At 71.3% G+C, this 24,634-nt stretch carries 16 protein-coding genes; 10 read left to right on the top strand and 6 right to left on the bottom strand.

Going from position 1 to position 24,634, the window contains the following annotated elements; all coding sequences use genetic code 11:
* The first annotated feature begins 134 nt into the window (after window positions 1-134).
* From mtnP to OV090_RS03710, 3 genes are all read left to right on the top strand, one after another.
* A complete protein-coding gene (gene mtnP, locus OV090_RS03720; protein WP_267702074.1) occupies window positions 135-1,061 on the top strand; it encodes an S-methyl-5'-thioadenosine phosphorylase in 927 nt (308 codons plus the stop codon).
* 89 nt (window positions 1,062-1,150) lie between these two features.
* A complete protein-coding gene (locus OV090_RS03715; RefSeq protein ID WP_267702073.1) occupies window positions 1,151-2,092 on the top strand; it encodes a PfkB family carbohydrate kinase in 942 nt (313 codons plus the stop codon).
* Between the two features lie 464 nt (window positions 2,093-2,556).
* Window positions 2,557-3,207: a hypothetical protein gene (locus tag OV090_RS03710; RefSeq protein WP_267702072.1), complete on the top strand. Its 651-nt coding sequence runs from the start codon at window positions 2,557-2,559 to the stop codon at window positions 3,205-3,207.
* Between the two features lie 40 nt (window positions 3,208-3,247).
* On the opposite strand, the gene OV090_RS03705 is transcribed toward OV090_RS03710, so the two are convergent.
* Entirely contained in the window at window positions 3,248-4,189 is a 942-nt protein-coding gene (locus tag OV090_RS03705; protein WP_267702071.1) for a LysR family transcriptional regulator, read from the bottom strand.
* Window positions 4,190-4,256: 67 nt separating this feature from the next.
* Here OV090_RS03705 and OV090_RS03700 point away from each other — a divergent pair, with 67 nt between their 5' ends.
* From OV090_RS03700 to OV090_RS03690, 3 genes are all read left to right on the top strand, one after another.
* On the top strand, window positions 4,257-4,730 hold the full coding sequence (locus tag OV090_RS03700; RefSeq protein WP_267702070.1) for an SgcJ/EcaC family oxidoreductase: 474 nt from the start codon (window positions 4,257-4,259) through the stop codon (window positions 4,728-4,730).
* A 193-nt stretch (window positions 4,731-4,923) separates the two neighbouring features.
* Entirely contained in the window at window positions 4,924-10,629 is a 5,706-nt protein-coding gene (locus OV090_RS03695) for an ATP-binding sensor histidine kinase (RefSeq protein ID WP_267702069.1), read from the top strand.
* Complete coding sequence (locus OV090_RS03690) at window positions 10,626-11,024, top strand: response regulator (protein ID WP_267702068.1); 399 nt, start codon at window positions 10,626-10,628, stop codon at window positions 11,022-11,024. The genes OV090_RS03695 and OV090_RS03690 overlap by 4 nt, the downstream gene beginning before the upstream one ends.
* 33 nt (window positions 11,025-11,057) lie before the next feature.
* Here the strand turns inward: OV090_RS03690 and OV090_RS03685 are convergent, their stop codons facing one another.
* Together OV090_RS03685 and OV090_RS03680 are read right to left on the bottom strand one after the other, a co-directional pair.
* Complete coding sequence (locus OV090_RS03685) at window positions 11,058-12,560, bottom strand: hypothetical protein (protein ID WP_267702067.1); 1,503 nt, start codon at window positions 12,558-12,560, stop codon at window positions 11,058-11,060.
* Window positions 12,561-12,796: 236 nt separating this feature from the next.
* A complete protein-coding gene (locus tag OV090_RS03680) occupies window positions 12,797-14,326 on the bottom strand; it encodes a hypothetical protein (RefSeq protein ID WP_267702066.1) in 1,530 nt (509 codons plus the stop codon).
* Window positions 14,327-14,473: 147 nt separating this feature from the next.
* Between OV090_RS03680 and OV090_RS03675 the strand changes: the two genes are divergently transcribed.
* Window positions 14,474-15,835, top strand: a complete 1,362-nt coding sequence (locus OV090_RS03675) for a sigma 54-interacting transcriptional regulator (RefSeq protein WP_346660349.1) — start codon at window positions 14,474-14,476, stop codon at window positions 15,833-15,835.
* Between the two features lie 3 nt (window positions 15,836-15,838).
* On the opposite strand, the gene OV090_RS03670 is transcribed toward OV090_RS03675, so the two are convergent.
* Window positions 15,839-18,172 carry a hypothetical protein gene (locus OV090_RS03670; RefSeq protein ID WP_267702065.1) on the bottom strand — a complete coding sequence of 778 codons (2,334 nt, stop codon included), beginning with the start codon at window positions 18,170-18,172 and terminating at the stop codon, window positions 15,839-15,841.
* 236 nt (window positions 18,173-18,408) lie between these two features.
* Here OV090_RS03670 and OV090_RS03665 point away from each other — a divergent pair, with 236 nt between their 5' ends.
* Window positions 18,409-19,326, top strand: coding sequence for an ADYC domain-containing protein (locus OV090_RS03665; RefSeq protein WP_267702064.1), 918 nt, complete (start codon window positions 18,409-18,411; stop codon window positions 19,324-19,326).
* Between the two features lie 51 nt (window positions 19,327-19,377).
* Here OV090_RS03665 and OV090_RS03660 read toward each other — a convergent pair whose 3' ends face one another.
* Together OV090_RS03660 and OV090_RS03655 are read right to left on the bottom strand one after the other, a co-directional pair.
* A complete protein-coding gene (locus tag OV090_RS03660) occupies window positions 19,378-20,844 on the bottom strand; it encodes a hypothetical protein (RefSeq protein ID WP_267702063.1) in 1,467 nt (488 codons plus the stop codon).
* Between the two features lie 69 nt (window positions 20,845-20,913).
* Complete coding sequence (locus OV090_RS03655) at window positions 20,914-21,345, bottom strand: hypothetical protein (protein ID WP_267702062.1); 432 nt, start codon at window positions 21,343-21,345, stop codon at window positions 20,914-20,916.
* Between the two features lie 670 nt (window positions 21,346-22,015).
* On the opposite strand from OV090_RS03655, the gene OV090_RS03650 reads away from it, so the two are divergent.
* A complete protein-coding gene (locus OV090_RS03650) occupies window positions 22,016-22,417 on the top strand; it encodes a BlaI/MecI/CopY family transcriptional regulator (protein ID WP_267707062.1) in 402 nt (133 codons plus the stop codon).
* Window positions 22,410-24,611, top strand: a complete 2,202-nt coding sequence (locus tag OV090_RS03645) for a M56 family metallopeptidase (RefSeq protein ID WP_267702061.1) — start codon at window positions 22,410-22,412, stop codon at window positions 24,609-24,611. The genes OV090_RS03650 and OV090_RS03645 overlap by 8 nt, the downstream gene beginning before the upstream one ends.
* The last annotated feature ends 23 nt before the right edge of the window (window positions 24,612-24,634 follow it).

The raw sequence follows: 24,634 nt of genomic DNA, 5'->3' as shown, positions 1-24,634 counted from the left end.
CGGGGTGACCGGCGGCGACGCAGCCGCGGCGGTCGTGATGGAACTCGGGTGCCGTGACCGCTGTGTATCGTGCGTGAGGGGTCGCGCGCAACGGCGCTTGGCGCGTCGGGGGGCCGCCGGTATCCTCGCCGCCGATGTCGACCCCGCATCCTGCTTCGCCCGAGGCCCGTGATCGTCTGGTGCTGGGAGTCGTCGGCGGCTCGGGGCTTTACGAGATCGAGGGGCTCGAAGAGGTCGAGCAGGTCGCGCTCGAGACGCCCTTCGGACGACCGTCCGACGTCTACACCGTGGGGCTCCTGCCGCGGGCGGACGGTCTGCCGCCGGTGCGCGCGGTGTTCCTGCCGCGACACGGCCGCGGGCACGTGCTGCTGCCGTCGGAGATCAACTTCCGCGCCAACGTGCACGGCTTCAAGCAGCTCGGCGTGACCCACCTGCTCAGCGTGTCGGCGGTCGGCTCGCTGCGCGAGGACATCGCGCCCGGCGACGTCGTCATCCCCGACCAGTTCATCGACCGCACCGCCGGCCGCGCCCAGACCTTCTTCGGCGGCGGGCTGGTGGCGCACGTGCAGATGGGCGATCCGGTCGACGCGGGGCTGTCGCGCCGCGTCGCCGGCGCGGCGGAGGCCGAGGGCGCCCGGGTCCACGTCGGCGGCACCTGCGTGGTGATGGAGGGCCCGGCCTTCTCGACCCGCGCCGAGTCCAACCTGTACCGCTCGTGGGGCGCGCACGTGATCGGCATGACCGCGCTGCCCGAGGCGAAGCTCGCCCGCGAGGCCGAGATCGCCTACGCCCTGGTCGCGCTGGCCACCGACTACGACTGCTGGCACCAGAGCGAGGGCGAGGTCAGCGTCGAGGCCGTGATCGCGGTGCTGAAGGCCAACGTGGCGCTGTCGCGCCGGCTCATCGCCCGCGTGGCCGCGGAGCTGCCGGCGTCGACCGCGGAGCTGCCGTACCCGCAGGCGCTGCAGCACGCGCTCATCACCGATAAGGCGCGGATCCCGGCCGAGACGCGCAAGCGCCTCGACCTGATCGCGGGCCACCTGCTGCAGGCGCCGGAGTGAGATGTCCCAGAGGACATGTGCCAGTGCCCATGTCCGTCGATGCCTGTCCTTTCAGGCATGTTTGAACGAACAGCAACGAAGAGAGAGCCATGACCGTCAGTAAGCCCCACCTCGTCGTCGTCGGCAGCGTCGCCATCGACTGGATCATCACGCCCCGCGCCGAGCGGCCCGAGAGCGTCGGCGGGTCGGCGACCTTCTTCGCGATGGCGGCGTCGTACCTGTCCCAGGTGCGGCTGGTCGGCGTGGTCGGGCGCGACTTCCCCGACTACGCGGTGGCCGACCTGAAGGCCGCAGGCGTCGACACCTCTGGCCTCGAGATCGTGCAGGACGGGCTGACCTTCCGCTGGAAGGGCCAGTACCACGAGAACATGAACGACCGGACGACGCTCGAGACGCACCTCAACGTGTTCGAGAAGTTCCAGCCGCGCCTGCCGGACGAGTTCCGCGGCAGCGAGTTCCTGTTCCTGGCCAACATCCAGCCGCGCCTGCAGAGCGACGTGTTCGCGCAGATGCATCGGCCCCGCCTGGTCGGCCTCGACACGATGAACCTGTGGATCTCGATCGCCAACGACGACCTCAAGGCGGTGCTCAAGAACGTGGACGTGCTGACCCTCAACGACGAGGAGGCCCGCCAGCTCAGCGGCGAGCACAACATCGTGAAGGCAGCCCGCGCGATCCGGGCCCTCGGTCCCCGCAACGTGGTGATCAAGCGCGGTGAGTACGGGGCGCTGCTGTTCGACGCGGACGGTGAGATGTTCTCGGCGCCGGCGCTGCCGCTCGAAGACGTGGTCGACCCGACGGGCGCTGGCGACAGCTTCGCGGGCGGCTTCATGGGCTATCTGGCCCGCCCAGGGGTGGAGACCAGCGGGGCCTCGCTGCGCACCGCGATGATCTACGGGTCGGTGATGGCTTCGTTCTGCGTCGAGGGGTTCTCGTACGACCGGCTGAAGGGGCTCGATGCGGCGACGATCCAGAAGCGCTTCGAGACGTTCGCTGCGCTGACGAACTTTGCGCGCGCGAGCTTGACCTGAGGCTCGGGGAGTAGCGCGGGGGCTTCGCTAATTGCCGGCTGCGCCTCGCGGGGGGTCCGGGGAAGGTCCGGCCGCGAGTTGACCGACAGGATGGACGCTCGTTCCTCGCGCCCATCCTGTCTCTAATTCGCGGCCGGCCCTTCCCCGGACCCCGGGCACGGCTGCAGCCGTGAGGAGCCGCCGCGCCGGACTCGGCTCCGTTCGGGAGCGCGCCCGAAAGGCAGGACGTCGGCGTCGATGCGACGGCCAGGGCTGGCCGTCGCATCGACGCTTTCTCGCGAGCTTTCGGCGCGGCCGGGTGCGCGGGGAACTTCGTGGCGCGAGCGCGAGCGTGTTGGACAAGCTTGCAGAACGCCGTGGGCTCGGGGCGTGCTCGAGTAGGGGCGGAGAGACGTGCGCGGCGTCAACCTTCATCGTTGCCGCCCCTGCGACGTGTCGCATATTCGAGGCGCCCGGAGAATCCCATGAACTTCACCACGATCGCGTTGAGCGGCCTATTGTGCACAATCCCCTATCTTCAAAATTGCGAGGTCGATCACGACGATCACGACGACCAGGACGACCACGACGATAACGACGACCACGACGATGACGATGACGATGACGACGGTGGCGGCCCGGAGCCGATGTACTGGGCGGAGGGACCGCAGGCGGACGTGCCCGCGGGCGACCTGGTCGGCTGGACCGAGTGCTTCTCGAATATCTACGGCGAGTCCGAGCCCGACCTCACCGGGACGATCCTCGGCCAGGATTGCACCGGGTCGAAGCTCCTCATGGCCTGTCGCCAGGTCGGCGCGCCCAATTTCCAGCTGCTGGCGATGGGGGAGCGCGCGGACGTTCTGTTCGACGTCGGCACCCAGCTCACCGGCAAGCACGAGGCCAACGGGGTCGCCTGGTACTTCAGCGACAATTGGTCGTGGGGCTTCGCGCAGGCGGGCGATGCGGTGAATCGTACGGAGTGCGACACTCAATTCGGCGGTCCGGAGGCCAACTCCAATATGCGCCTGTGCTGGCACACCCTCGGCAACGAGATCGGCACTGGCTATCGCTGCGGCACGACCGAGAACCTCAACGGGTCGGGTGACTTCGAGCGGGTGATCTTCGAGGCCGATTGACGCGGCGCCTCGATAGACATGGCCCCGGGGGCAGGTCGGATCAGGAGCGCGCGCGCGAGGCCGGGGGCCGGAGGGCGGCGACGACGAGGGCGCGAAAGAACTGCGCGCCGGGGTCGGCGTCGGTGCGCGCGTGCCAGTGCAGGGCGAGCGGGAAGTCGACGATCTCGAGCGGGGCGGCGACGGTGCGCAGGGGGAGGCGGCGGCTGACCTCGGCGGCGAAGCGGCGCGGGAGGCCGGTCATCCAGTCGGTGCGCGAGACGGCGACTGCGGCGGCCATGAAGTGCGGGACGGTGAGGACGACGCGGCGGCGCAGGCCGGCGCGGGCGAGGTTGTCGCGGGCGACGCGGTGGCCGTGGCCGCCCTCGCCGAGGATCTGCACGTCGACGTAGGGAGTGGCCTCGAAGGCGGCGCGGTCGAGGCGACGGCCGACCTTGCGGTTGTCGCGGCGGACGACGAGGACGCCCTGTTCGCTGTAGAGCGGGGTCTGGCGCAGGCCGGGTGCAGTGACCGCGGCGGGGGCGAGGGCGAGGTCGACGAGGCCGGCGGCGAGGCCGTCGCTGGCGATCAGCCGCTCGACCGTGACGACCTGCAAGGAGGCGCGCGGGAGCTGGCGCTCGAAGCGGGCGACGATCCGCGGCAGGTCGGAGACCTCCTGGTTGTCGGTGAGGGCGATGGAGAAGCGGCGCGTGGTGGTGGCAGGGTCGAACTCGCGGCCGGCGGCGAGGGCAGCCCGCAGCTCGTGCAGGCCGGCGGCGATCCGCGGCTGCAGCTGGACTGCCACCGGGGTCGGCGCCAGGCCGCGACCGCGCCGGACCACGAGCGGGTCGCCGACGACCTCGCGCAGCCGCGCCAGGGCGTTCGAGACCGCGGACTGGGTGACGTGCAGGCGCCGCGCCGCCGCGGTGGCGCTGCCCTCGGTGAGCACTGCGTCGAGGACGAGGAACAGGTTGAGGTCGATCGCTGCGAGGTCCACGAGTATCACCGCCAGTGATATATAAGATGAGGAGTTATCACTGGTCGTCATCGCTGACCAGGGCTACTCCGGTCGTATGCAAACCGACGAGGCGGAGATCCGCGGGCATGTGCTGGCGACCTTCGAGGCGTGGAGCCGCGGCGACGCGCGGGCGTTCGCGGCCCTGTTCGCGCCGGAGGTCGATTACGTGACGTTCGACGGCGGCCTGGCGCGCGGGCGGGCGGAGGTCGAGCGGGCCCACGCGGCGCTGTTCGCCACGGTGCTGCGCGGGACGAGCCTGCGCGGGGAGGTCACCGACGTGCGCCGGATCGGCCACGACGTGGCGGTGGCCCACGCGATCGGCGGGGCAGTGTGGCCGTGGCAGCGCGGGATCCCGGCCGACCGGTTGTCCCGGCAGACCTACGTGCTGGTCCGCGCCGGCGAGGGCTGGACGATCACTGCGTTTCACAACACGCGGGTGCGGCCGCTGCCGCCGCCGGAATCGCTCGCGTTCAAGCTGTTCGCGTGGTTCGTGCGGCTGCGGCTGCGGCTGCGCGGGGCGATCGCGTGAGGTGAACGAGCGCACGCGCGTGCAGGGGGCCGCGGGCGGGCCGCCCGCGAGCGCGCGAGAGTTAGGGCGAACGGGGTTCGGCGCAGCACGCGGACGGACGAGAGGGCGCTTCGACGCGCGCGTCGCCGAGCGGGGCCGAGGGGCACGGGCGAACCTGGTGGTTTTCCCCGGCGGGCCACGCCACGGTATCTGCATGGGCGACGCAGGGGCAGCCGACCCGGCGAAGTACCGCGCCACCGGACTGCTCAGTCAGAGCGCAGGCGCGGGCATCTACCGCGCGGTTCGGGTGGAGGACAACCGCGCGGTCGTCATCAAGACGCTCGACCCACGGCTGCGTCCGGCGCGGGAGCTCGAGCGCTTGCGGGCGGAGTACGAGCTCGGGCGGTCGCTCGACATCCCGGGGACGGTCAAGCCGATCGCCCTGGACACGTATCGCGGCATGCCGGCGCTGGTGCTCGAGCACTTCGAGGGGACGTTCCTCGAGCAGCTGCTCACTGCGACGCCGCTGCCGATCGAGCGCTTCCTGTCGCTGGCGATCGGCATCGCCGGGGCGGTCGAGGAGCTCCACCGGCGCGACGTGATCCACAAGGATCTCAAGCCCGACAACATCGTGGTCGACCCGGTGCGCGGCGAGGTCAAGCTGGCCAACCTCGGCGTGGCGTCGCCGCGGCACCGCGAGTCGGGGCTCGCGCCGACGGCCGGGATCCTGACTGGATCGCTGCCGTACATGTCGCCGGAGCAGACCGGGCGGATGAACCGCCCGCTCGACTTCCGCAGCGACCTCTACTCGCTGGGCGTCACGTTCTACCGCATGCTGACCGGACGCCTGCCGTTCCGCGCCAGCGATCCGCTGGAATGGATCCACTGCCACGTGGCGCGCCGCGTCACGCCGCCGGCGGCGCTGCGCCCGTCGGTGCCGGAGGTGGTGTCGGCGATCGTGGTGAAGCTGCTGGCCAAGGTCGCGGAGGACCGCTACCAGAGCGCACGCGGGCTTCGCCGCGATCTCGAGCGGTGCCTGGCGGCCTGGCACGCGCACGGGCGCATCGAGCCGTTCACGCTCGGCGAAGAGGACCTGTCGGAGCGGCCCCGCGTGCCGCAGCAGCTGTACGGCCGCGAGCGCGAGCTGGCGGCGCTCCGCGGGGCGTTCGAGGCGATGGTCGAGACCGGGGGGCCGGGGGTCGTGCGCGTGTCCGGCTATTCAGGGGTGGGCAAGTCGACGCTGGTCCACAAGCTGCAGCGACCGATCGTCCAGGCCCATGGCTTCTTCCTCTCGGGCAAGTTCGATCAGTACCAGCGCGGGATCCCCTACGCGACGATCTCGCAGGCCTTCCGCGCCCTGGTCCGCGACATCCTCGCCGAGCCGGAGGAGCGCGTCACCGAGTGGCGCGGGCGCTTGACGGCGGCGCTCGGCCTGAACGCGCGGCTGATCGTCGACATCATCCCCGAGCTCGCGCTCGTGATCGGCGAGCAGCCGCCCGTGCCCGAGCTGTCGGGGTCGGACGCGCAGAGCCGGTTCCACCTGGTGTTTCGCCAATTCCTCCGGGTGTTCACGGCCCGCGAGCACCCGGTGGCGCTGTTCCTCGACGACGTGCAATGGGTCGATTCGGCCAGCCTGGCGCTGCTCACCCACCTGGTCACGCACCCCGACATCCATTACTTCCTGTGGATCTGCGCGTACCGGGACAACGAGGTGAGCGCGTCGCATCCGTTGATGACGGCGCTCGCCAGGGCGCGCGCGGCCAACGTGGCGGTGTGCGACATCTTCCTCGGGCCGCTGTCCGAGGAGCACCTCGCCGCGCTCGTCACTGCGACGTTCGGCGGGCGCGTCCGCGACGCGGCGGCGCTCGCTCGCCTGATCCACGGCAAGACCGCCGGCAACCCGTTCTTCGCGCTGCAATTCTTGAACATGCTGCATCAGGAGGGGCTCATCGCGCTCGACCTGGCATCCGGGACGTGGGCGGGGGACATCCCGCGGATCCAGGCCAAGACGTCGACGAGCAACGTCGCCGAGCTGGTGGTGAAGACGCTGCAGCGCCTGTCGCCGGCGGCGCGCGAGGCCCTCGAGCTGGCCGCCTGCCTCGGCGGCGTCACCGAGCTCGGCCTGCTCGCGGCGCTGGCCGAGCGGTCGGAGGAGGAGGTGCGGCGCGACCTGTCGGCGGCGGTCCAGGCGGGGCTGGTGCTGCGCGACGGCGACACCTACAAGTTCGTCCACGACCGCGTGCAGGAGGCGGCGTTCAGCCTGATCCCCGCGGCGGAGCGGGCCGCCGTCCACCTGCGGATCGGGCGGGCGCTGCTGGCTCGCCTGGCGCGCGAGGAGCTCGAGGCGCAGCTGTTCGAGGTCGCCGGTCACTTCGAAGCGGGGGCGCACCTGCTCGAGCCGAGCGAGGAGAAGGTGCGGGTCGCAGCGCTCCACCTGGCGGCCGGACGCAAGGCCCAGGCCGCGACCGCCTACGACGCGGCGGTCCGCTACTACTCGGCCGGGAACGGATTGCTCGGGGCCGAGGCGTGGGACGAGCAGCACTCGCTGGCCTTTTCCCTGGGGTTCGGGCGGGCCGAGTGTGAATATTTGCAGGGTCGATTCGACGCGGCGGAGTCGCAATTCGCGGCGCTCTTCGAGCACGCGCAAACCCGCCGCGAGCGCGCGGAGATCCGGCGGGTCGAGGTCGACCTGTTCACCAGCCGGCAGGATCTCCGCACCGCGGTCGAGCGCGGGATCGAGGGCCTGCGGTGGCTCGGGGTCGAGGTGCCGGTCCACCCGACGCGCGCGCAGGTGCAGCGCGAGCTGCAGACGATCCAGGACGCGCTCGGCGAGCGGCGGATCGAAGACCTCGTCGATCTGCCGCCGCTCGTCGACCCCGACATGCGCGCGGCGCTCGGGATCCTCGCGGTGCTGTTCGCGCCGGCGCTCAACACCGACCCCGAGCTGCCGTTCCTCTGCTATTGCCGCATGGTCGAGATCAGCCTGCGCCACGGCAACGGCGAGGCCTCGGCGCTCGGCTACGCGTACTTCGGGATGGTGCTGGGCCCGTCGTTCGGCCGCTATCGCGAGGGGTACCAGTTCGGCAAGCTGGGGTACGACCTGGCGGAGCGGCTCGGGCTGGTGGCGTACCGCGCCAAGCTCCACTGCATCTTCGGCGATTGCATCTGCTTCTGGACGCAGCACCTGCGCGGCGCGCTGCGCTACCTCGAGATCGCGTTCCAGACGGCGCTCCAGACCGGCGACATCACGTTCGCCTGCTACTGCTGCAATCATTACGTGGCTGATTTGCTGGTGCTCGGCGAGCCGCTCGACCAGGTCGACCGGGAGCTCGAGCGCCGGCTGGACTTCACGCGCAACGCGAACTTCGGCGGCTCGTCGCAGGTGCTGGTCGGGATCCAGCGGCTGGTCCGCAACCTCCAGGGACGGACCCGCAGCCGCGCGAGCTTCAGCGACGAGGTGTTCGACGACGAGGCGTACCAGGCGGAGATGACCGCGTCGCCGTGGACGGTGGTGAAGTGCTGGTACTTCATCATGAAGCTGCAGGGGCTGTTCCTCAGCGGCGATTACGCGGCGGCGCTGGCGGCCGGGGACGCTGCGGCGCCGTTGCTGTGGTGCTCGCTGGCGCATATCCAGGAGCCCGAGTACTGGTATTATTACGCGCTGGCGCTGGCGGCCCACGTGTCACCCGCCGCGCCGGTGCGGCAGCGCGAGGCGCTCGCGGTGCTGGCGCGACACGAGGCGAAGCTGGCGGAGTGGGCGGCCTCCTGCCCGCAGAATTTCGGCCACAAGCACGCGCTGGTCTCGGCCGAGATCGCCCGGCTCGAGGGCCGCGAGCGCGACGCCCTGCAATGCTACGACCGCGCGCTCAAGGGGGCGCGCGAGCACGGCTTCGTGCAAAACCAGGCGATCGCCGACGAGCTGCTGGCCCGCTTCTACCGCGACCGCGGGCTCGAGATGCTGGCGGAGACGCACCTGCACGCGGCGCGCGCCAGCTACTTGAGGTGGGGCGCGCACGGCAAGGTCCGCCAGCTCGACGAGCAGGAGGAGGGCCTGTCCGAGGCGCCGCCGGGCGGTTGCGTGGCCAGCGACACGGTCACTGCGGAGCACATCGATCTGCTGGCGGTGACCAAGGCGTCGCAGTCGATCTCGAGCGAGATCGTGCAGGAGAAGCTGCTGCGCCGCTTGCTCAGCGTGGTGCTCGAACAGAGCGGGGCCCACACCGCGCACCTCATCGGGGTCCGGCACGGCGAGCTGACGCTCGAGGCCAGCGCCACGCTCGACGAGGCGGGGATGCGCGCCGATCTGCGCCGCCGCGGGCCCGAGGAGCTCGCCAGGCTGGTGCCGGCGTCGATCGTGCAATACGTCCATCGCACCGGGGAGCGCGTGCTCCTCGACGACGCGCGCGCCGACCCGGGTCGGTTCGGCCTCGACGAGTACGTCGCGCAGGTCCAGCCGCGCTCGCTCCTGTGCTTCCCGATCCGCCGCCGCGGTATGGTGCAGGACGTCCTCTACCTCGAGAACAGCCTGGTCCCGAGCGCGTTCCGCAGCGAGCACCTGACGGTGCTCGAGCTGCTGGCCGCGCAGGCCGCCATCTCGCTCGAGAACGCGACGCTGCTGACGCAGGAGCAGGCGGCGCGGCAGGCGGCCGAGGCGGACCACCGGCGCGCGGCGTTCCTCGGCGACGCGAGCAAGCTGCTCGGCGAGTCGCTCGACTACGAAGAGGTGCTGCATCGCCTGGCCGACCTGTGCGTGGGCTCGTTCGCCGACTGGTGCGCGATCGATGTCGTCGAGGGCCAGGAGATCCGCCGCCGCACGTCGGCGCCGAGCAACCCGATGCAGGCCGCGGTGCTCGAGGAGATGCGCGCTCGCTATCCGCCGCGCCTCGATTCACCGCACCCGTCGTCGACGGCGATCCGCACCAACACGCCGCTCCTCATCGAGATGACCGACGAGAACTTCTCGCGCTACTTCGTCGACGAGGACCACGTCGGGCTGCTGCGCAAGCTCGGGGTCGTGACCACGATCGTGGCGCCGCTCCCGGCCGCCTCGCGGATCATCGGCGCCATCACGCTCGGCGCGGCGCGGCCGGGCTTCCGCTACGCGGCCGCCGACCTCGAGCTGCTGGTGGAGCTCGCCCGCCGCGCGGCCATGGCGATCGACAACGCCAGGCTCTACCGCCAGGCCCAGGCGGCGCTGCGGCTGCGCGACGAATTCCTGTCGGTCGCGTCGCACGAGCTGCGCACGCCGATGACGTCGCTGACCCTCGCGCTGCAGACGATCGTCAAGCCGACCCCGACCGGCAAGCCGCTCGATCCGCAGGTCACGAGCAAGCTGCTCGACCTGGCGATCCGTCAGTCGGGGCGGATGAACCGGCTGATCGGCGACCTCCTCGACGTGTCGCGCATCGAGACCTGGCAGCTCGCGCTGTCGCTCGCCGAGGTCGAGCTGAGCGGCCTCGTGCGCGAGGTCGTGGCCCGGTTCCAGCCCGACCTGGCGCGCGCCGGCAGCTCGGCGACGATCGAGGCCCCGGCGCCGGTGGTCGGACGCTGGGACCGCTCGCGCCTCGAGCAGGTCGTCTCCAACATCCTCTCGAACGCGGCCAAGTTCGGGGCCGGGGGGCCGATCGAGATCGCGGTGGAGCGCACCGGCGACGTGGCCCGGTTGACGATCCGCGACCACGGGATCGGCATCGACCCGGACCGCTTGCCGCGGATCTTCGAACGCTTCGAGCGCGGCGTGTCGGCGGAGAACTACGGCGGGCTGGGGTTGGGCCTCTACATCGCCCGCAGGATCGTCGAGGGCCACTGTGGTACGATCCGCGCCACGAGCACGCCGGGCGAGGGGACGACGTTCATCGTCGAGCTGCCGTGCACGAGCGCGGCGCCGCCCGCGGCGACGGTCGGAGGTCCACAGTCATGACGGTCGAGAACAAGGAGACGGGCGGACTGGTGCTCGTCGTCGACGACGACCCGGACGTCTGCGAGACGCTGCAGACGGTGCTCGAGGTGTCGGGGTATCGCGTCGCGGCGGCGGGCAACGGTCAGGAGGCCCTGGACGCGCTGCGCAGCGGGGTCCGTCCGTGCCTGGTCCTGCTCGACCTGATGATGCCGGTGATGAACGGGCAGGAGTTCCGCGCCGAGCAACGCGAGGACCCGGCGATCGCCGGGGTCCCGGTGGTGGTGGTCTCGGGCGATCACCGCGTGGCCGAGAAGGCGGTCGAGATGGGCCTGGAAGGGCTGAGCAAGCCGATCGACATCGACGACCTGCTGCATCTCGTGGGCCGGTTCTGCGGGCCGCCGGCGTGTACGTGCTGACGGCGGCGAGGTGCCCGCGAGCGCGCGCCCGCGTCACTGCGGGAGGACGAGCTTGAGGCCCTGGCCGGTCATGTCGGAGTAGGTATATGGATTGACGAGGCCGGTGACGACGAGCTTGATCTCATAGGTGTCGGGGTCGACCTTGTAGGCCTTGTTGGCCTTGTCGACGACCCATACGTAGCCCTCGTTGTCGATGCTGACGCCCCACGGCGAGCCGCAGTCGGGCAGGGTGATGTTCTGGTTGGTCCAGGTCTTGGTGTCGCCGTCGAGCTCGATGAGGCGGCACGGGCCGTTGGCGGCGCCCCACACCCGGTTCTCGTCGTCGACGGCGATGCCGAGCGCGCCGCCGCCGTTGTTGCCGCCGTTGCCCATACCCTGCCACTGCTTGGCGACCGGGTCGTAGAAGTACATGTGATCGGTGCCGGAGAAGCTGCCGACCCACATGTTGCCGTTCTGGTCGACGCCCATGCCGTACTTGTACTGGCCGGGGGAGAGGCCGAGCTCCTCGATCGCGAGGGTGGCGGCGTCGATGCGGATCGAGACCTCGTTGTCGTAGCCGATGACGAACAGGTCGCCGGCGGAGTTGACGGCGCCGCCGTAGGGGCCGAACGTGTTGGTGGTCCAGCCGGGGCGCTGGACGTCGTCGAGGATCGCGCCGGTGTTGCCTTCGAGGCGCGCGAAGTGGGCGATGCCGTTGATGTCCTTGTAGCCGACCCACAGCCGCGGGACCGGGGTCTCGCAGGTGACCGGGTCCTGGGCCACGCCCTCCCACGCGGTCGGGCGCGCGCCGCCGTAATAGCCGTCGGCCAGCGGCAGCGCGGTGTGCCACACCACGCATTCGTCCTGACCCCACGGGCGAATGTCGCCAGGGCCCGTCGAGGTGTCGATCACGCCGTTGCCGTTGTTGTCGACGCACTTCTCCGGCAATGCCATGACCTTGGTGACGCTGCCCGGATTGCGGTTGCTGACCGCGACGTCGCCGAACTGGTTGACGGAGGTGCGCGACGGCTCGCCGCTGCCCGGCACCGCGTTGGTGTAATAGCGGCCCTCCTCGACGCCCGTCATCGTGTTGATCTTGGAGACCGTGCCCTGGGTGGTGTTGGCGATCCAGATGTAATCGAAGGTGACGGGCTGATCGTCGGGCGGACAGACCGGCGGGCCGCCCATGTCGAGCTTCATGCCGCCCGTGGTGGTGGTCGTCGTCGCGGTGGTGGCGGTGCCGTCGGTGCTGGTGACCGTGACGCCCTCGGTGGTGGTCGCGGTGGTCGTGCTCGTCGGCGCGGTGGTGGTCGGCGCGGTGGTGGTGGTGCCCTGCGTCTCGCCCTGCGTGCCGGTGCCCGTGGGCACGTCGCCCGAGGTCTCGGTGGCGGTGCCGGTGCCGGTCATCGTCCCGGCGGTGCCGGTCGGGCCCGGGCCCTGGGTGGCAGTGCCGTCGCTCGCCGTGCTGCTGCCCGCGTCGCCGCATCCGTGGATCGCCGCGAGGGTGGCGAGGGTAAATGCGGTGGTTTGGCAGCGAAGACGAGTCGAACTACGCATCGCTCGATGAGAGCAGAAACCCTCGATCGAGACAAGCGCGAGAACGCCCGCAGGGGCTGGGAAGGGCCCAGGCGGGGCCGGCGGGCGCTGGCGGGATAGGGGTCGGGGGATGCCGTGGATGCGACTCGGTGCATCCCTTGCATGGGACCGCGAGTGCGCTGCCAGGCGGGCGTCGCCGTCCGTGTCTCTGCGCGCACGGGAGCACGGCGGCGACGGCCCGGTCGAGGCTCGACGGATCAGCGCGGCGGGAACGGGAGGGTCCAGATGCCCGGCCTGGACGCCTCGAGGTCGAGGTACAGGAGCCCGACACCCTCGACGATCGCCGCTTCAGCTGTCCTTTCGACCAGGACCTCATAATCGCCGGTGTCGGGGTCGACCAGCGCGTACTCGAACTCGTGCTGGATCTCGTCGTCGCTGATGTCGAGCCGCGAGAGGAGCCGGCCGTCCTCCAGAGTGAACCACGAATCGCCGATCCGCGGGATCACGGTGTTGGTCTCGCCCGAGGCCAGATCGACGGCGATTCGTCGCATGCTGCCGTCGCCGTTCGGGCGCTCGTAAAGCACGCGGCCGTCGTCGTGGATCACGCGGAACCGCCAGTCCGGCTCGGGGCCGCGGTAGATCTCGACCATCGCACCTGTCAGCGCGTTCCACACTGCGATCACGTGGTCCTCGGGATCGGGCACGACGAGCGCGAATCCAGGGTAATTACCCTGAATAAAGGACGAGGGGCCGACGTGGTCGGGGATTGCGAGGGGCTCGAGGGTATCGAGTCGGTAGGCCTCGACGAAGCGAGAGTCGGGGCCGTGGAGCGCGAACACTGTGGTGTCCGGGCCGGCCGCAACGCGCCAATAACCGGCGCCCGTCGTCGGGCCGCGGCCCCAGGAGTCGGCCGCGAAGTCGTTGACGGTGACCTCGCGCTCCTCACCGGTGCCGAGGTCGCGGATGCGCACCGACTCGGACGCGTCGTCGCCCATGACCTGGTAGAGCAGGTGGAGGTGGTCGTCGGCGGTCCACACCGATTCGATGTATCGCGCGCCGTCGAGGATGTGCGCGGCCTCGCCGGTCTCGCGGTCGAAGGTGTCGACGCTGCCGTCGTCGCGGAGCATGAAGGCCAGATTGTCGGCCTGGTAGTAACGGACGATGTCGTCGCCGATGAGCACGACCGGCGCGTCGGGGTCGCCGCTGTGGAAGTAGTAGCGCGAGTGCCCGCCGCCGATCCCTGCCACGCCGCGGACCACGGGGTCCGGCTCCGTGCTGGTCAGGTTGAATCCGTACACCGTGCCGAAGTCGCCGCCGCGCCACTCCACCGACAGCACGTCGTCTTCGTCGCCGGGCGGCAGGGAGAATTCACCGACTCGCCGGACCTCGTCGCGGCCCGGGACCTCGAGGCGATCGATCACGTCCAGCGTGTAGTCGCCGAATTTAAAGAGCACCGGGCCTTGCTCGGAGTTCATCACCGAATAGGACATGAACGGGGGGGCCTTCTCGGCGACGAACTCGGGGGCGCCGCCGCAGAGAGGGACGAGATCGAACCGGCCTTTTTGCCCCACCTCGTCGAAGGCGTAGAGAAGGTGATCGTCGGTGACCCACATGTTGAGGCTCGACGATCGCTCGTCCGGATCCCAACCGGCGGGCAGCGGCACGAGGAGGGACGGCTGGTCGAGCGCGCAACCATCCTCGGGCTGGTCCTCGAGCGGGCGATCGCCGCACGCGGAGAGGAAGAGGGTCGATACGGCGAATACTGCGGACAGGCTTCGAGTTCGCATGACAGGCCCGACAGGGCTGCGTAAGCCTGAATCGGCGGCACCGGGTGTTCAAGGGCGGGCCCGCGGAGGGGCGTGCGCGGGCGACCGCGGGCGCGCGTGTGAGCGCGCCACGTTGCCCTCGCCGGCGTTTGATCGTAGGCGTAGGCGGTGGCGGGCCGGCGAGACGAGGAGGGGGCGGAGCTGTCGCGCGCGAAGGGCGAGACGGCGGTGTGCGAGGGGGGTCGGGGCGGGCCGCTCGACGTCCGCCGCTTCCGCCTGAGCGTGATCGAGGGGCCGGCGCGCGGGCTGGTGTGGCAGTCGAGCGGCCCGCGCTGCTCGATCGGGGCCCACCGCAGCAACGACCTGGTGCTCGACGACTCGACGGTGTCGCGCTTCCACTGCGAGGTGGTGGCGGAGGCCGGCGAGCTGCGGGTGCTCGACCTGCAGAGCCGCAACGGGACGGTGCTCGACGGGGTGCAGGTGCGCGACGCGAGGGCCCGCGCGGGCAGCGTGGTGCGGCTCGGCAAGTCGGCGCTGCAGCTCGAGCTCAGCGCCGAGATGAACGAGGTGCCGCTGTCGGAGGCGACGTCGTTCGGCTCGCTGTCGGGGGTGTCGCCGGTGATGCGAGCGACCTTCGCGCTGCTCGAGCGCGCGGCCGAGAGCGACGTGACGCTGCTGCTCGAGGGTGAGACGGGGACGGGGAAGAGCCAGGCGGCGCAGTCGCTGCACCGCGCCGGGGCGCGCAAGAAGGGGCCGTTCGTGATCGTCGACTGCGGGGCGATCCATGGCAACCTGCTCGAAAGCGAGCTGTTCGGCCACGAGAAGGGGGCGTTCACCGGGGCGTCGGAGCGGCGGATCGGGGCGTTCGAGGAGGCATCGGGGGGCACTCTGTTCCTCGACGAGGTCGGCGAGCTGCCGCTCGACCTGCAGCCGAAGCTGCTGCGCGCGCTCGAGGCCCGCGAGGTCCGCCGCGTCGGCGCGAACAGCTACCGACCGGTCGATGTCCGCGTGGTCGCGGCGACCAATCGCGACCTGCGGGCGGACGTCAACGCGGGCCGCTTCCGCGCCGACCTCTACTTCCGCCTGGCGGTGATCACGATCCACATGCCGCCGCTGCGCCGCCGGCCGGAGGACATGCCGGCGCTGGTCGACGACCTGCTGGCGTCGCTGGCGGTCCGCGCCGAGGTGGCCGAGCCGCTGCGCGCGCCCGGGTTCGTGGCGCGCCTGCAGCAGGCGGCCTGGTCGGGCAACGTCCGCGAGCTCCGCAACTACCTCGAGCGCTGCGCGGTGCTGCGGACGATCGGCCCGCTCGCGGAGCAGGCCGGGCCGGTCGCCGAGGAGCTCGTCATCGACGCGTCGCAGCCGTACGCGGCCGAGCGCCAGCGGATCATCGCGGAGTTCGAGCGCGGGTACTTCGAGCGCTTGCTCCGCCTGCACGGAGGCAAGGTGGCGCGCGCGGCGGAGGCGGCGGGGGTCGATCGCACGTACATCTACCGCCTGCTGCGCCGCCACGGGATCGAGCAGCCCTGAGGCTCAGGGGACGTCGAAGGTCGCCACGTCGGTGGGGCTGCCGCTGGCGGGCGGGACGTGGGCGGTGACGCTCCACGAATGATTGGACCACTGCGAGCCGCCGAAGCTGCACGGGTTGTCGGCGGGGGTGAAGCTGCACTCGCCCCAGCCGTCGTCGCCCAGCGGGACGCACTGGATGTCCCACTCGGGCAGGCCGCCGCGGAAGGCGGTGTTGACGACGTAGTCGTAGAGGCCGTGCTGCTGGTGCGTCGCGTTCACGTGGATGGTGAACTGATGCGGGCTGTTCACGTCCTCGGTGGTGGCGGCCCCGGGCGCGCGGAACACCAGCTTCGGGTATTGCTGGCAGTCGAGGAGGACGCCGTCGCGCGGGCGGACGATCACGGGGCCGCCCGACAGCGGCTCGCAGGACGGCCCGGTGGCCTCGCAGTCCTTCCAGATCTCGCCGGCGGCGAGGATGATCTTGATCGCGTCGAACAGCTCGCTGCCGAAGGCCTCCCACCCGAACTCGGCGCCGCCCTCCCAGAAAGCCTGGTTGCAGGTCTCGCAGCCGTCCATGGTGTTGCGCAGGCCGACGGTGGCGAGCGGCGCGACGTAGGGGCCGTCGAGGAAGCCCAGCGTCATGACGAACTTGGCCAGCAAGGTGGCGCTGAGCTCGGGGCCCATGGCGGCGCCGAAGTTGTCGAGGAGGCCGTCGACGTGGGTCTCGAGCCCAGTCCGCCAGCCGGTGTGATCCTTGAAGGCGGTGCCGGTGGCGCTCGCAGCGACGGTGCCGGTGAACTTGTAGGCGGCCTCGACCTCCAGCTCGGGCCGCAGCATGATCGACACCGGGATGGCCAGCGGCAAGGTCCCGAGGTAGAGCTCGCCGAACTCGAAGGCCTGGGTGAGGCCGGCCTTGACGACGATGCTGGCGTGGATGGTCGGCGTGATCGCCACGTCGGCGTGAGGGACGCTGAACCAATCGACGTCGAGCTCGAAGCGCTCGACGTCGAGGCCGGGGGAGAAGTGGAGCTCGCCGTGGTCGCCGAACTTGAACACCAGCCTGGGGCCGCCCGGAGGAGGGATCGGGTCGACGCTCTCGTCGAGCGCGAGCGTCCCGATCTCCGCGGTCTCGCCGGGGCCCGCGGGCAGATCGGGGAGCACGACGATCTCGTCGGGGCACGGCTCGGCGACGCAGGCGACGTCGGAGGTGTCGATCGGGAGGTCGCGGACGCCGAAGAAGCCGCCGGCGAGGACGTCGTCGAGGCCGACCGGCACGCCGAGGAGCACGAGGTCGGCGTCTTCGTAGGTGACGGCTTCGACGCGCAGCATGTAGCCGCGCGCGCCGCCGTGGCCGACGACGACCTCGCCCGCGGCGACGTCGGGGAGCGTCGCCGCGTCCTTGAAGTGGAGCACGACCTGGCTCAGGTCGGGGGCGGGCTCGACTGTGACGTCGGCGCCGAGGAAGTCGGGCCGCTCCTCGAGGAAGTGGACGTCGGGCTTGTAGTCGAGGTGGTTGGCGTAGATGTCGGTGCCGGCCCAGATCCGCCGCTGGCCGTCGCTGACGACGAGCTCGGGCCGGTGCTTGCCGACGGGGTAGGTCCACTGCGGCAGGGCGGCGGTCTTGACGAGCTCGGTGGTGCGGCTGCAGGGCTCGTGGATCACGTCGGGCTGGCCGTCGGCGTCGAAGTCGAACTCGCAGCGCAGCTGGGCTGCAGGGTCGGCGGTGAGCCGCCAGCCGAAGTGAGCGGACACGGGAGCGTCGCCCCAGCCGGCCTCGACCGGATCGAAGCGCTCGACCGCGAGGGGGGCCTCGTCGCAAGTGGTGTCGCCGCCGATCGCGGCGAGGATCAGGCGCGACTGGGCGGCGTAGGAGAGCTGGGGCCGCTGGACCGGGAGCGGCTCGCCGAACGCGAGGTCGAGCTCGTAGTAGCAGTCGGGCAAGCGCACGCGCAGGAGGTAAGTGTCGCCGCCGAGGCGGGTGGTGTGGACGTCGAAGGCGGTCGGCGGGTAGACCGGGTCGAGGCCGAGGTTGATGCCCTGGGTGGTGTAGGCGGCGAGGGTGACGCGCCGGTGGTCGGCGGCGCACTGGGGGGTGACCGCGAAGGACAGCTCGACGAGGTCGCGGGGCCGCGCGAGCTCGGCGAGGCCGGCGGCGAGGTCGGTGGTGACGTCGAGGGTGCCGTCGTCGTGATGCAGGCGCAGCTTGGTGTCGGTGAGGCAGTCGAGCCCGGGCGCGGCCAGCAGGCTGGCCTCGCGCGCGGTGGTTTCCGGTCGCGGCGCGAGCTCGGGGTCGCAAGCGGCGACGACTGCGAGGCTGACGGCAGAGATGAGGAGGCGGCGCGGGGCAGGAGCTTGCATGATCGTTCTCGCCGGCCGCAGTGCAGCCCCTGTGCCACGCGCGTCGACGGGGGCGCAGGGCGGGTGGAGGCGGCTTGTGGTCGGGCGGTCGACAGCCGACGCGCGGGCGTGGTCCGGCGGACGACAGGAGCGGGGAGCGAGGGCGCCGAGTGAGGGGTGAGCCAGGAGCGGCGGGCTTCGGCCTCGCGCCCCCAGTCGGGCCCGGGACTTGCACAGGCGCGGGCATGCGACCTGTCTTGCAGTCCTGGACCCCTGTCTGCCTCCTCCTCGCGTCTCTGCTGGGGACCGCCTGTGCACCCGAAGACGAGGAGGTCGAGCTCCGCGTCCTGCTCACCGGCGGCAATTCGGGCGGCGGCCCCGTGTTCAACACCCACGCCCTCGACGACCACCAGTTCTCCGAGCTCGGGCCGCTCGGGGTGCCGCACCTCGGCGCGGGGCTCGACGGCGTGGCGCTCGCGGGCGACGTCGCGCTCACGGAGCTGGGGGTGGACACCGGCGAGCTCGTCGGTGTGGACGGGGTCGGCGAGGTGCACCGCGGGGCCGCGCTGCTGGGCTCGGAGTGGACCATCGGCTTCAACATGGGGCTCACGTCGCTGCCGATGTTCCTGCTCGACGTGCTCGAGATCGACGGCGTGCCGCACTACCAGTTCTTCCACCACCAGGGCGACGTCGAGGTGCCGAACTGTCCCGAAGGCCAGGACGGCCCCGGCCACGCGCGGGTGCTGTCGGGGCTCACCATCCACGAGGCCACCGGCGAGGTGACGCCCGCGCCGGGGTTGCTCTACCTGGCCTGCGACACCGGCGCGACCGGCAAGGCGGCGGCGCTCGGGTATTATGATTTGGCGCAGACGACGCAAGATCTCGAATTGTTCGAGACTGCGATCCGGGTGGTCCGCGCCGATTATTGCTACGACGGGAGCGCGCACACGCAGGCCGGGGTCTCGGTGGTGCTGGAGGACGTGTGGGGGATCCACGGGACCACCGACGAATACTTCAAGAGCCCGGTGGAGGCCGCGTGGGGCCCGGCGGGGCTGATCTGCCGCGGCAAGGGCCGGCTCGACGACATCCATTGCCACGACAAGATCCCGACGTGCCCGGAGGGGGCGACGTTCGCGTCGCTGCCGGACGCGCTGTTCATCACCCGCCTGCCGTGAACACGCTGTGATGATTCGGCGAGCGAGGACGGGGATGTCCGCGGGGACATGTCACTCGAGGCGGCCGTGCCAGATCGAGCGGTCGCCGACCTGGTACGCGCCGCACACCGCGAACTCGAGCGCGCCGGCCGGGGCGGGCTGGTAGGTCGGCGATTCGACGTAGATCGCGGACGGGGCGGCGAAGCCGGGGTCGGGGCTGGGGACGTCGACGATCTCGGCGGCCGCCCAGTCGACCGGCCCGCCGCGCCGGGTCGGAGACCGCAGCAGCTGGACGCCCTGGCCGCCGGCGCTGCCGCGGACGAGCCACAGGCGGTCGTCTGCGGGCCGGATGAAGCGGGCACGATAGGTGTCGGAGAACACGTGCAGCGGGGCGGTGTGGCTGGCCCAGCTCGCGCCGGCGGGGCGGTGGTAATAGGCGACGACGCCGTCGAAATACGCGAGCACGTGGGTGTCGCCGGCGCTGTCGTGGAACAGGTCGGCGCCGCTGCGGACCTGCGCGGCCGGGTCGGGTGGCTCGAGGGACATGAATGTAGGGACCTGTCCCAACGTGACATCGGCGACCACCGCGGCGTAAGTGCCGTCGGGGTACTGGCCGGTGAAGGTCTGGCCGACCAGCGCCAGCTGGCCGCCGGGCGTGGCCATGGCGTGGACGTAGCCGAGGTCGTTGGCGCCGCCGAGGTCGACCTCGACCGGGCCGTTCCAGCCGCCGCCGAAGTCGTAGGTGTAGACCCAGCGACCGGGGCCGCCGCCCTCGCCGACGACGGTAAACCACACGATGCGCGCGCCGGGGCCGAGCACCGCGGCGCCGACGTAGTTCGAGGCGGGCGGGGTGGTGTAGACCTGGCCGCTGACGAGCACTGCGTTGCAGGCGTGCACCGACGGGTCGGCGGTGTCGAGGTAGCACTCCTCGAGGAAGTGCTGCTGGATGTTGACGCCGTAGGTGAGGATCGTCGAGCCGACCAGCACGCTGGCGGCGTTCTGCTGGATGCCGTCAGTGTGCGGTTGTTCGGCGACGAGGCTCCACGCGGGCTCGCCGGCGCCGCGGCGGAGGTAGCGGATGGTGCGGTTGTGATACACGTCCTCGCCGGCATCGACGTGAAACCACAGGCTGTCGTCGGGCGCGCGCATGAGGCCGCGCAGGTGCGGGCCCCAGCCGCCGTGCATCTCGACGTAGGCGCGGTTGTCGTCGGTGATGAGGGTCAGGGCGACCTCCGGCGGCGGGGCGACCTCGGTGGTGCCGGCGGCGGTGGTGCCCGTGGTCGTGGGGTCGGGCGTGTCGCCGGTGGTCGAGGTGGTGATGGGCTCGCCGGTGGTGGTCGTCGTTGCGACCTCGGTGGTAGCGATCGTGGTGGCTGGATCGGCGGTGGTGGTGCCGGTGGACGTGAGCGGGAGACTGTCGGTGGTGCCGGCGCTGTTCGCCGGGCAGGCGGCGAGCAGCAGCGCAGCTGCGAGTCGCAGGTGCGGGCGGAACGAGCGAGGGACACGCGTGGGGCGGACGCCAGCCTCGGCGGTGGGCATGAGGGCAGTGTGACGCGAGGCCGCGCGTGGGCTCAAGTCGCGGCCCGGCGCGAGCGAGGGGCCCCGGCCTCAGAAGCCGCAGCAGCGCGCGGCGGCGAGGCCGATCTGATTGCCGCTGCAGCCGTCGATGCAGCCGGCGAGGTCGGGCTGGAAGCCGCACTCGCCCCAGCGCTCGCAGTAGGCCTGGCAGGCGCTCAGGGCGTCGGGATCGAGGCCGCCCGTGGTGGTGTCGGCGTCGGTGGTCGCGCCGGTGTCGGTGGACGGATCGCCGGTGGTGACGTCGGTGGTGGCGTCGGTGGTGGTCTCGCCGTCGCTGGCGCTGGTGGTGGGCGTCGCCTCGGTGGTGCTGGTGGGCGACTCGTCGGTGGTGGCGGCGGTGTCGTCCGTCGTCGGTGCGCCCGCAGTCGCGCCGGTGGTGTCCTCGGGGCCGTCGCCGTCGTCGCCGCAGGCGCCGGTGAAGAGGAGCATCGCAAACGCGGGTACGAAGATTCGTGCTGACATGATAATCCTACGCGGTGCTGCGATTCGCGGGGGCCGAAGCCGGCCGCGTCGCCGCGCCACGCCGGAGTAGCTGCGACAGGCACGGCGGCGGGTCACGGCTCCGGATCGGAGAGGCTGTCGCGTCCGCACGCGGAGGCGCGGACGGCGGTGAAACCAATCGGGGCGGCGCCTCGGTGATGCGAAACGCCACATGTTTCACGAACGCTCGGCCGGTGGACACCCACCCTGGGCGCACTGCGGGGATCGGCGCGTTCGTGAGCGGGGGCGGGGACCGGTTGTCCTCGCTCGACGAGGTCGGGCTCTCCGCTCTTGCGAGGACGCGTATGCACGGAATGACCGGGCCGCGCTGTGGACGTGCGGAGGAGGAGGTGCCGCAGCCACGCGAACGTTCGGCGCGTGGATGCACGAATGGACATGTTCTTCAGGTAATGTTTTAATATTAGTGTCCTATTAGACATGTCTATGTGCACATGTCGAATGGAGCACGTCGGCCACGGTCGAGCCCATTAAAGGAGCGCGAACAATGGCCTGCGCTGACTGCGCGTCGGACGGTTGACATGTACGAAAGTGCAGGTCGGAGCGTTTTCGCGCACTCGCTCTGGAAGGCCGCCAGGGGCTGAAAAATCTCGCTTGACGGCTTACTACACCTGTAGTACTACGCTTGTCGTTCATGGGTGAGGTACTCCAGCTCAGCGATCTGCAGCTCGGCCTGCTGCGGATCTTGTGGGACCGCGGGGAGGCGACGGCGCTCGAGGTGCATGCGGCTCTGGTCGAGCAAGATCGGGGGCTCGCGCCGACGACGGTGTCGACGATGCTGTCGCGGCTGGAGAAGAAGGGGACCATCGCGCACCGCACGGAGGGCCGGCAGTTCATCTACCGGGCGCTCGTGTGCGAGGTGGACGTGAGGCGCTCGATGCTGGGCAGGCTCACCGATTACTTCTTCGGCGGGGACGTGGCGGCGCTGGTCAGCCACCTCGTCGAAGGCCGCAGCGTCGAACCGGACGACGTCGCGCGCCTGCAACGACTATTGGCCGAACGATCCGGCGGAGCTGAGGAACACGACGATGTTTGATCTTGCGATCGATCCTGCCGGCCTCGCCGGTCTCGCGGCGCCGGCCGCTCACACGACGGTGAGCTGGCTCGGCACCTACTTCGTCCACTCGACGGTGCTCATCGGCGGCGTGTGGATGTTCAGCCGCTTCCTGCCGCTCGACGCGCTGACCCGCAGCTTGCTGTGGAAGACATCGCTGGTCGGCGGGCTGTTCACGGCGACGCTGCAGACGGGGCTCGGGGTCGAGCCGATGTTCGGCCGCGTCACCGTGGCGGCGAGCAGCCCGGCCGTGACCGCGCCGACGACGGCAGCCCCGCCGCCGCCGGTGATCGAGGAGGAGCCGGCGACGCTGCTGGTGCCGTTCACCCGCGCGTGCGTCGGCTGCGAGTCGCACCTGGTGGTCGTCAGCGACGACGACATCACGGCGGTGTTCGCCTCGCCGCCGCTGTTCGTGGACGCGCCGGGCTGGGCGGTCGCGCCGACGCCGTTGCCCGCGCCGACGACCGCACCGCCGCTGGCGGCCGCGCCGATGCAGATAGCGACTGCGGGCCCGATGGGGGGCGTGAGCGCGGCGGTGTGGGCGTTCGCGGGGCTGTTCGTGTTCGGCGCCGCGGCCTCGCTCGGCCGGCTCGGGATGACGTTCTCCCGTATGCGCCGCGGGCTCCGCGGTCGTCGCCTGCTCGGCTCGGGCTCGCTGCGCGAGCGCCTGACGCGGCTGCTGGCCCACGCGCGGCTGCCCGGCCACAGCGTCACGCTGAGCGAGTCCGCGGACATCAGCTCGCCGATCGCCCTCACCGGCCGCGAGATCGTGGTGCCGGAGCAGGTGCGCGAGCTGGCGCCGCGGCAGCAGGAGGCGATGCTGGCCCACGAGCTGGCCCACGTGCTGCGCCGCGATCCGGCGTGGCAGGTGCTGGCGGGGTTCGTCGAGTCGCTGCTGTTCTTCCAGCCGCTCAATCGAGTGGCCCGCCGCGGCATGCAGGAGGCGGCGGAGGAGCTGTGCGACGACTGGGCGGTCCGCCACACCGGTTCGGAGGTGCACCTGGCGCGCTGCCTGACCGAGGTCGCGGCGTGGCCTGGTCATCGGGACATGTCGGCGTTCGCCAGCCCGATGGCGGGGCACGCCTCGCAGCTGGTGCGCCGGGTGCAGCGCCTGCTCGACGTGCACCTGCGCGACCGCGGCCTGTGGGCCCGGCGCTGGCGGGTGGCCCTCGGCGCGGCGCTGCTGGCGATGGTGACGTTCGGCGCGCCCGGGCTGTCGATCGCGGCCGAGGCGCAAGGTGCCCCGGAGGAGTGGCCGACGGCGCCCGACAACGGGCCGGCGCCGCAGCCGACGCTGTCGTTCGTCCACGTGCCCGAGACGCCGATCGTGGCCGTGCGGACGCCGCACGACCACGCGGTCCACGGGCACGAGATCATCGTCGTCGAGCATGCGCAGGAGCTGACCCGCAAGCAGAAGCGACTGCTGCGCCGCGCCGAGCGGCACGCCCGCAAGGCGGCCAAGCTGCGCGCCAAGAGCGGGCTGTACGCGGTGCCGGCGACGCACGCGGTGTACGTGCCGGTGTCGCACGTGACGCCGCCGACGCCGCCCACACCGCCGACGCCGCCGACTCCGCCGACGCCGCCCAGCTTCAAGGTCGTGGTCGCGCACGACCACGACGACTGCGACGACGACGATCACGACGTGATGGTCCGGCCGATCGCCGTGCCGCACGTGGCCGTCCCCCCGCCCGTGTTCTACGTGCCGGACATCGACGAGGAGGCGATCGCGGCCCAGGCCGAGGCGATCGCGGCCCAGGTCGAAGCCCAGCTCGAGGGCCTCGACGAGCAGATCGAGCGCGAGCTGGAGGGCATCGACTTCGACAAGATCGCCGCCGACGTGCAGCGCGGGGTCAAGGCGTCGCTCCGCGGCGTCGAGAGGGCGCGCGAGCAGGCCGACCGGGCCCGGGAGGACGCCGAGAGGGCGCGCGAGCGGGCGGACCGGGCGCGCGAGCGGGGCGACCGGGCGCGCGAACAGGGCGACCGGGCGCGCGAGCGGGCCGAGCGGGCGCGCGAGCGGGCCTCGCGGCAGGCCGAGAAGGGCCGCAACAAGGCCGAGGCCTCGCGGGCCGCGGCCGCCGTCCGCAGCGCGGTCGACGAGGCGCTGCGCGACGGGGTGATCGACGCCGAGGAGCAGCGCAAGATCAGCGAGGCGGCCCGCCAGGTCCGCGTGAAGTGAGACTGTAGCTTCGCAGGAGTCCG

It is taken from the genome of Nannocystis sp. RBIL2 (assembly GCF_026626745.1).
Classification (GTDB): domain Bacteria; phylum Myxococcota_A; class Polyangia; order Nannocystales; family Nannocystaceae; genus Nannocystis.
Note: the sequence above shows the minus strand (reverse complement) of the source record. Positions and strands in the feature narration are given on the sequence as shown.

Coding starts and splice junctions, on each gene's coding strand:
- mtnP (WP_267702074.1), top strand. CDS start 135: ATGTCGACCCCGCATCCTGCTTCGCCCGAGGCCCGTGATCGTCTGGTG.
- OV090_RS03715 (WP_267702073.1), top strand. CDS start 1,151: ATGACCGTCAGTAAGCCCCACCTCGTCGTCGTCGGCAGCGTCGCCATC.
- OV090_RS03710 (WP_267702072.1), top strand. CDS start 2,557: ATGAACTTCACCACGATCGCGTTGAGCGGCCTATTGTGCACAATCCCC.
- OV090_RS03700 (WP_267702070.1), top strand. CDS start 4,257: ATGCAAACCGACGAGGCGGAGATCCGCGGGCATGTGCTGGCGACCTTC.
- OV090_RS03695 (WP_267702069.1), top strand. CDS start 4,924: ATGGGCGACGCAGGGGCAGCCGACCCGGCGAAGTACCGCGCCACCGGA.
- OV090_RS03690 (WP_267702068.1), top strand. CDS start 10,626: ATGACGGTCGAGAACAAGGAGACGGGCGGACTGGTGCTCGTCGTCGAC.
- OV090_RS03685 (WP_267702067.1), bottom strand. CDS start 12,560: ATGCGTAGTTCGACTCGTCTTCGCTGCCAAACCACCGCATTTACCCTC.
- OV090_RS03680 (WP_267702066.1), bottom strand. CDS start 14,326: ATGCGAACTCGAAGCCTGTCCGCAGTATTCGCCGTATCGACCCTCTTC.
- OV090_RS03670 (WP_267702065.1), bottom strand. CDS start 18,172: ATGCAAGCTCCTGCCCCGCGCCGCCTCCTCATCTCTGCCGTCAGCCTC.
- OV090_RS03660 (WP_267702063.1), bottom strand. CDS start 20,844: ATGCCCACCGCCGAGGCTGGCGTCCGCCCCACGCGTGTCCCTCGCTCG.
- OV090_RS03655 (WP_267702062.1), bottom strand. CDS start 21,345: ATGTCAGCACGAATCTTCGTACCCGCGTTTGCGATGCTCCTCTTCACC.
- OV090_RS03650 (WP_267707062.1), top strand. CDS start 22,016: ATGGGTGAGGTACTCCAGCTCAGCGATCTGCAGCTCGGCCTGCTGCGG.
- OV090_RS03645 (WP_267702061.1), top strand. CDS start 22,410: ATGTTTGATCTTGCGATCGATCCTGCCGGCCTCGCCGGTCTCGCGGCG.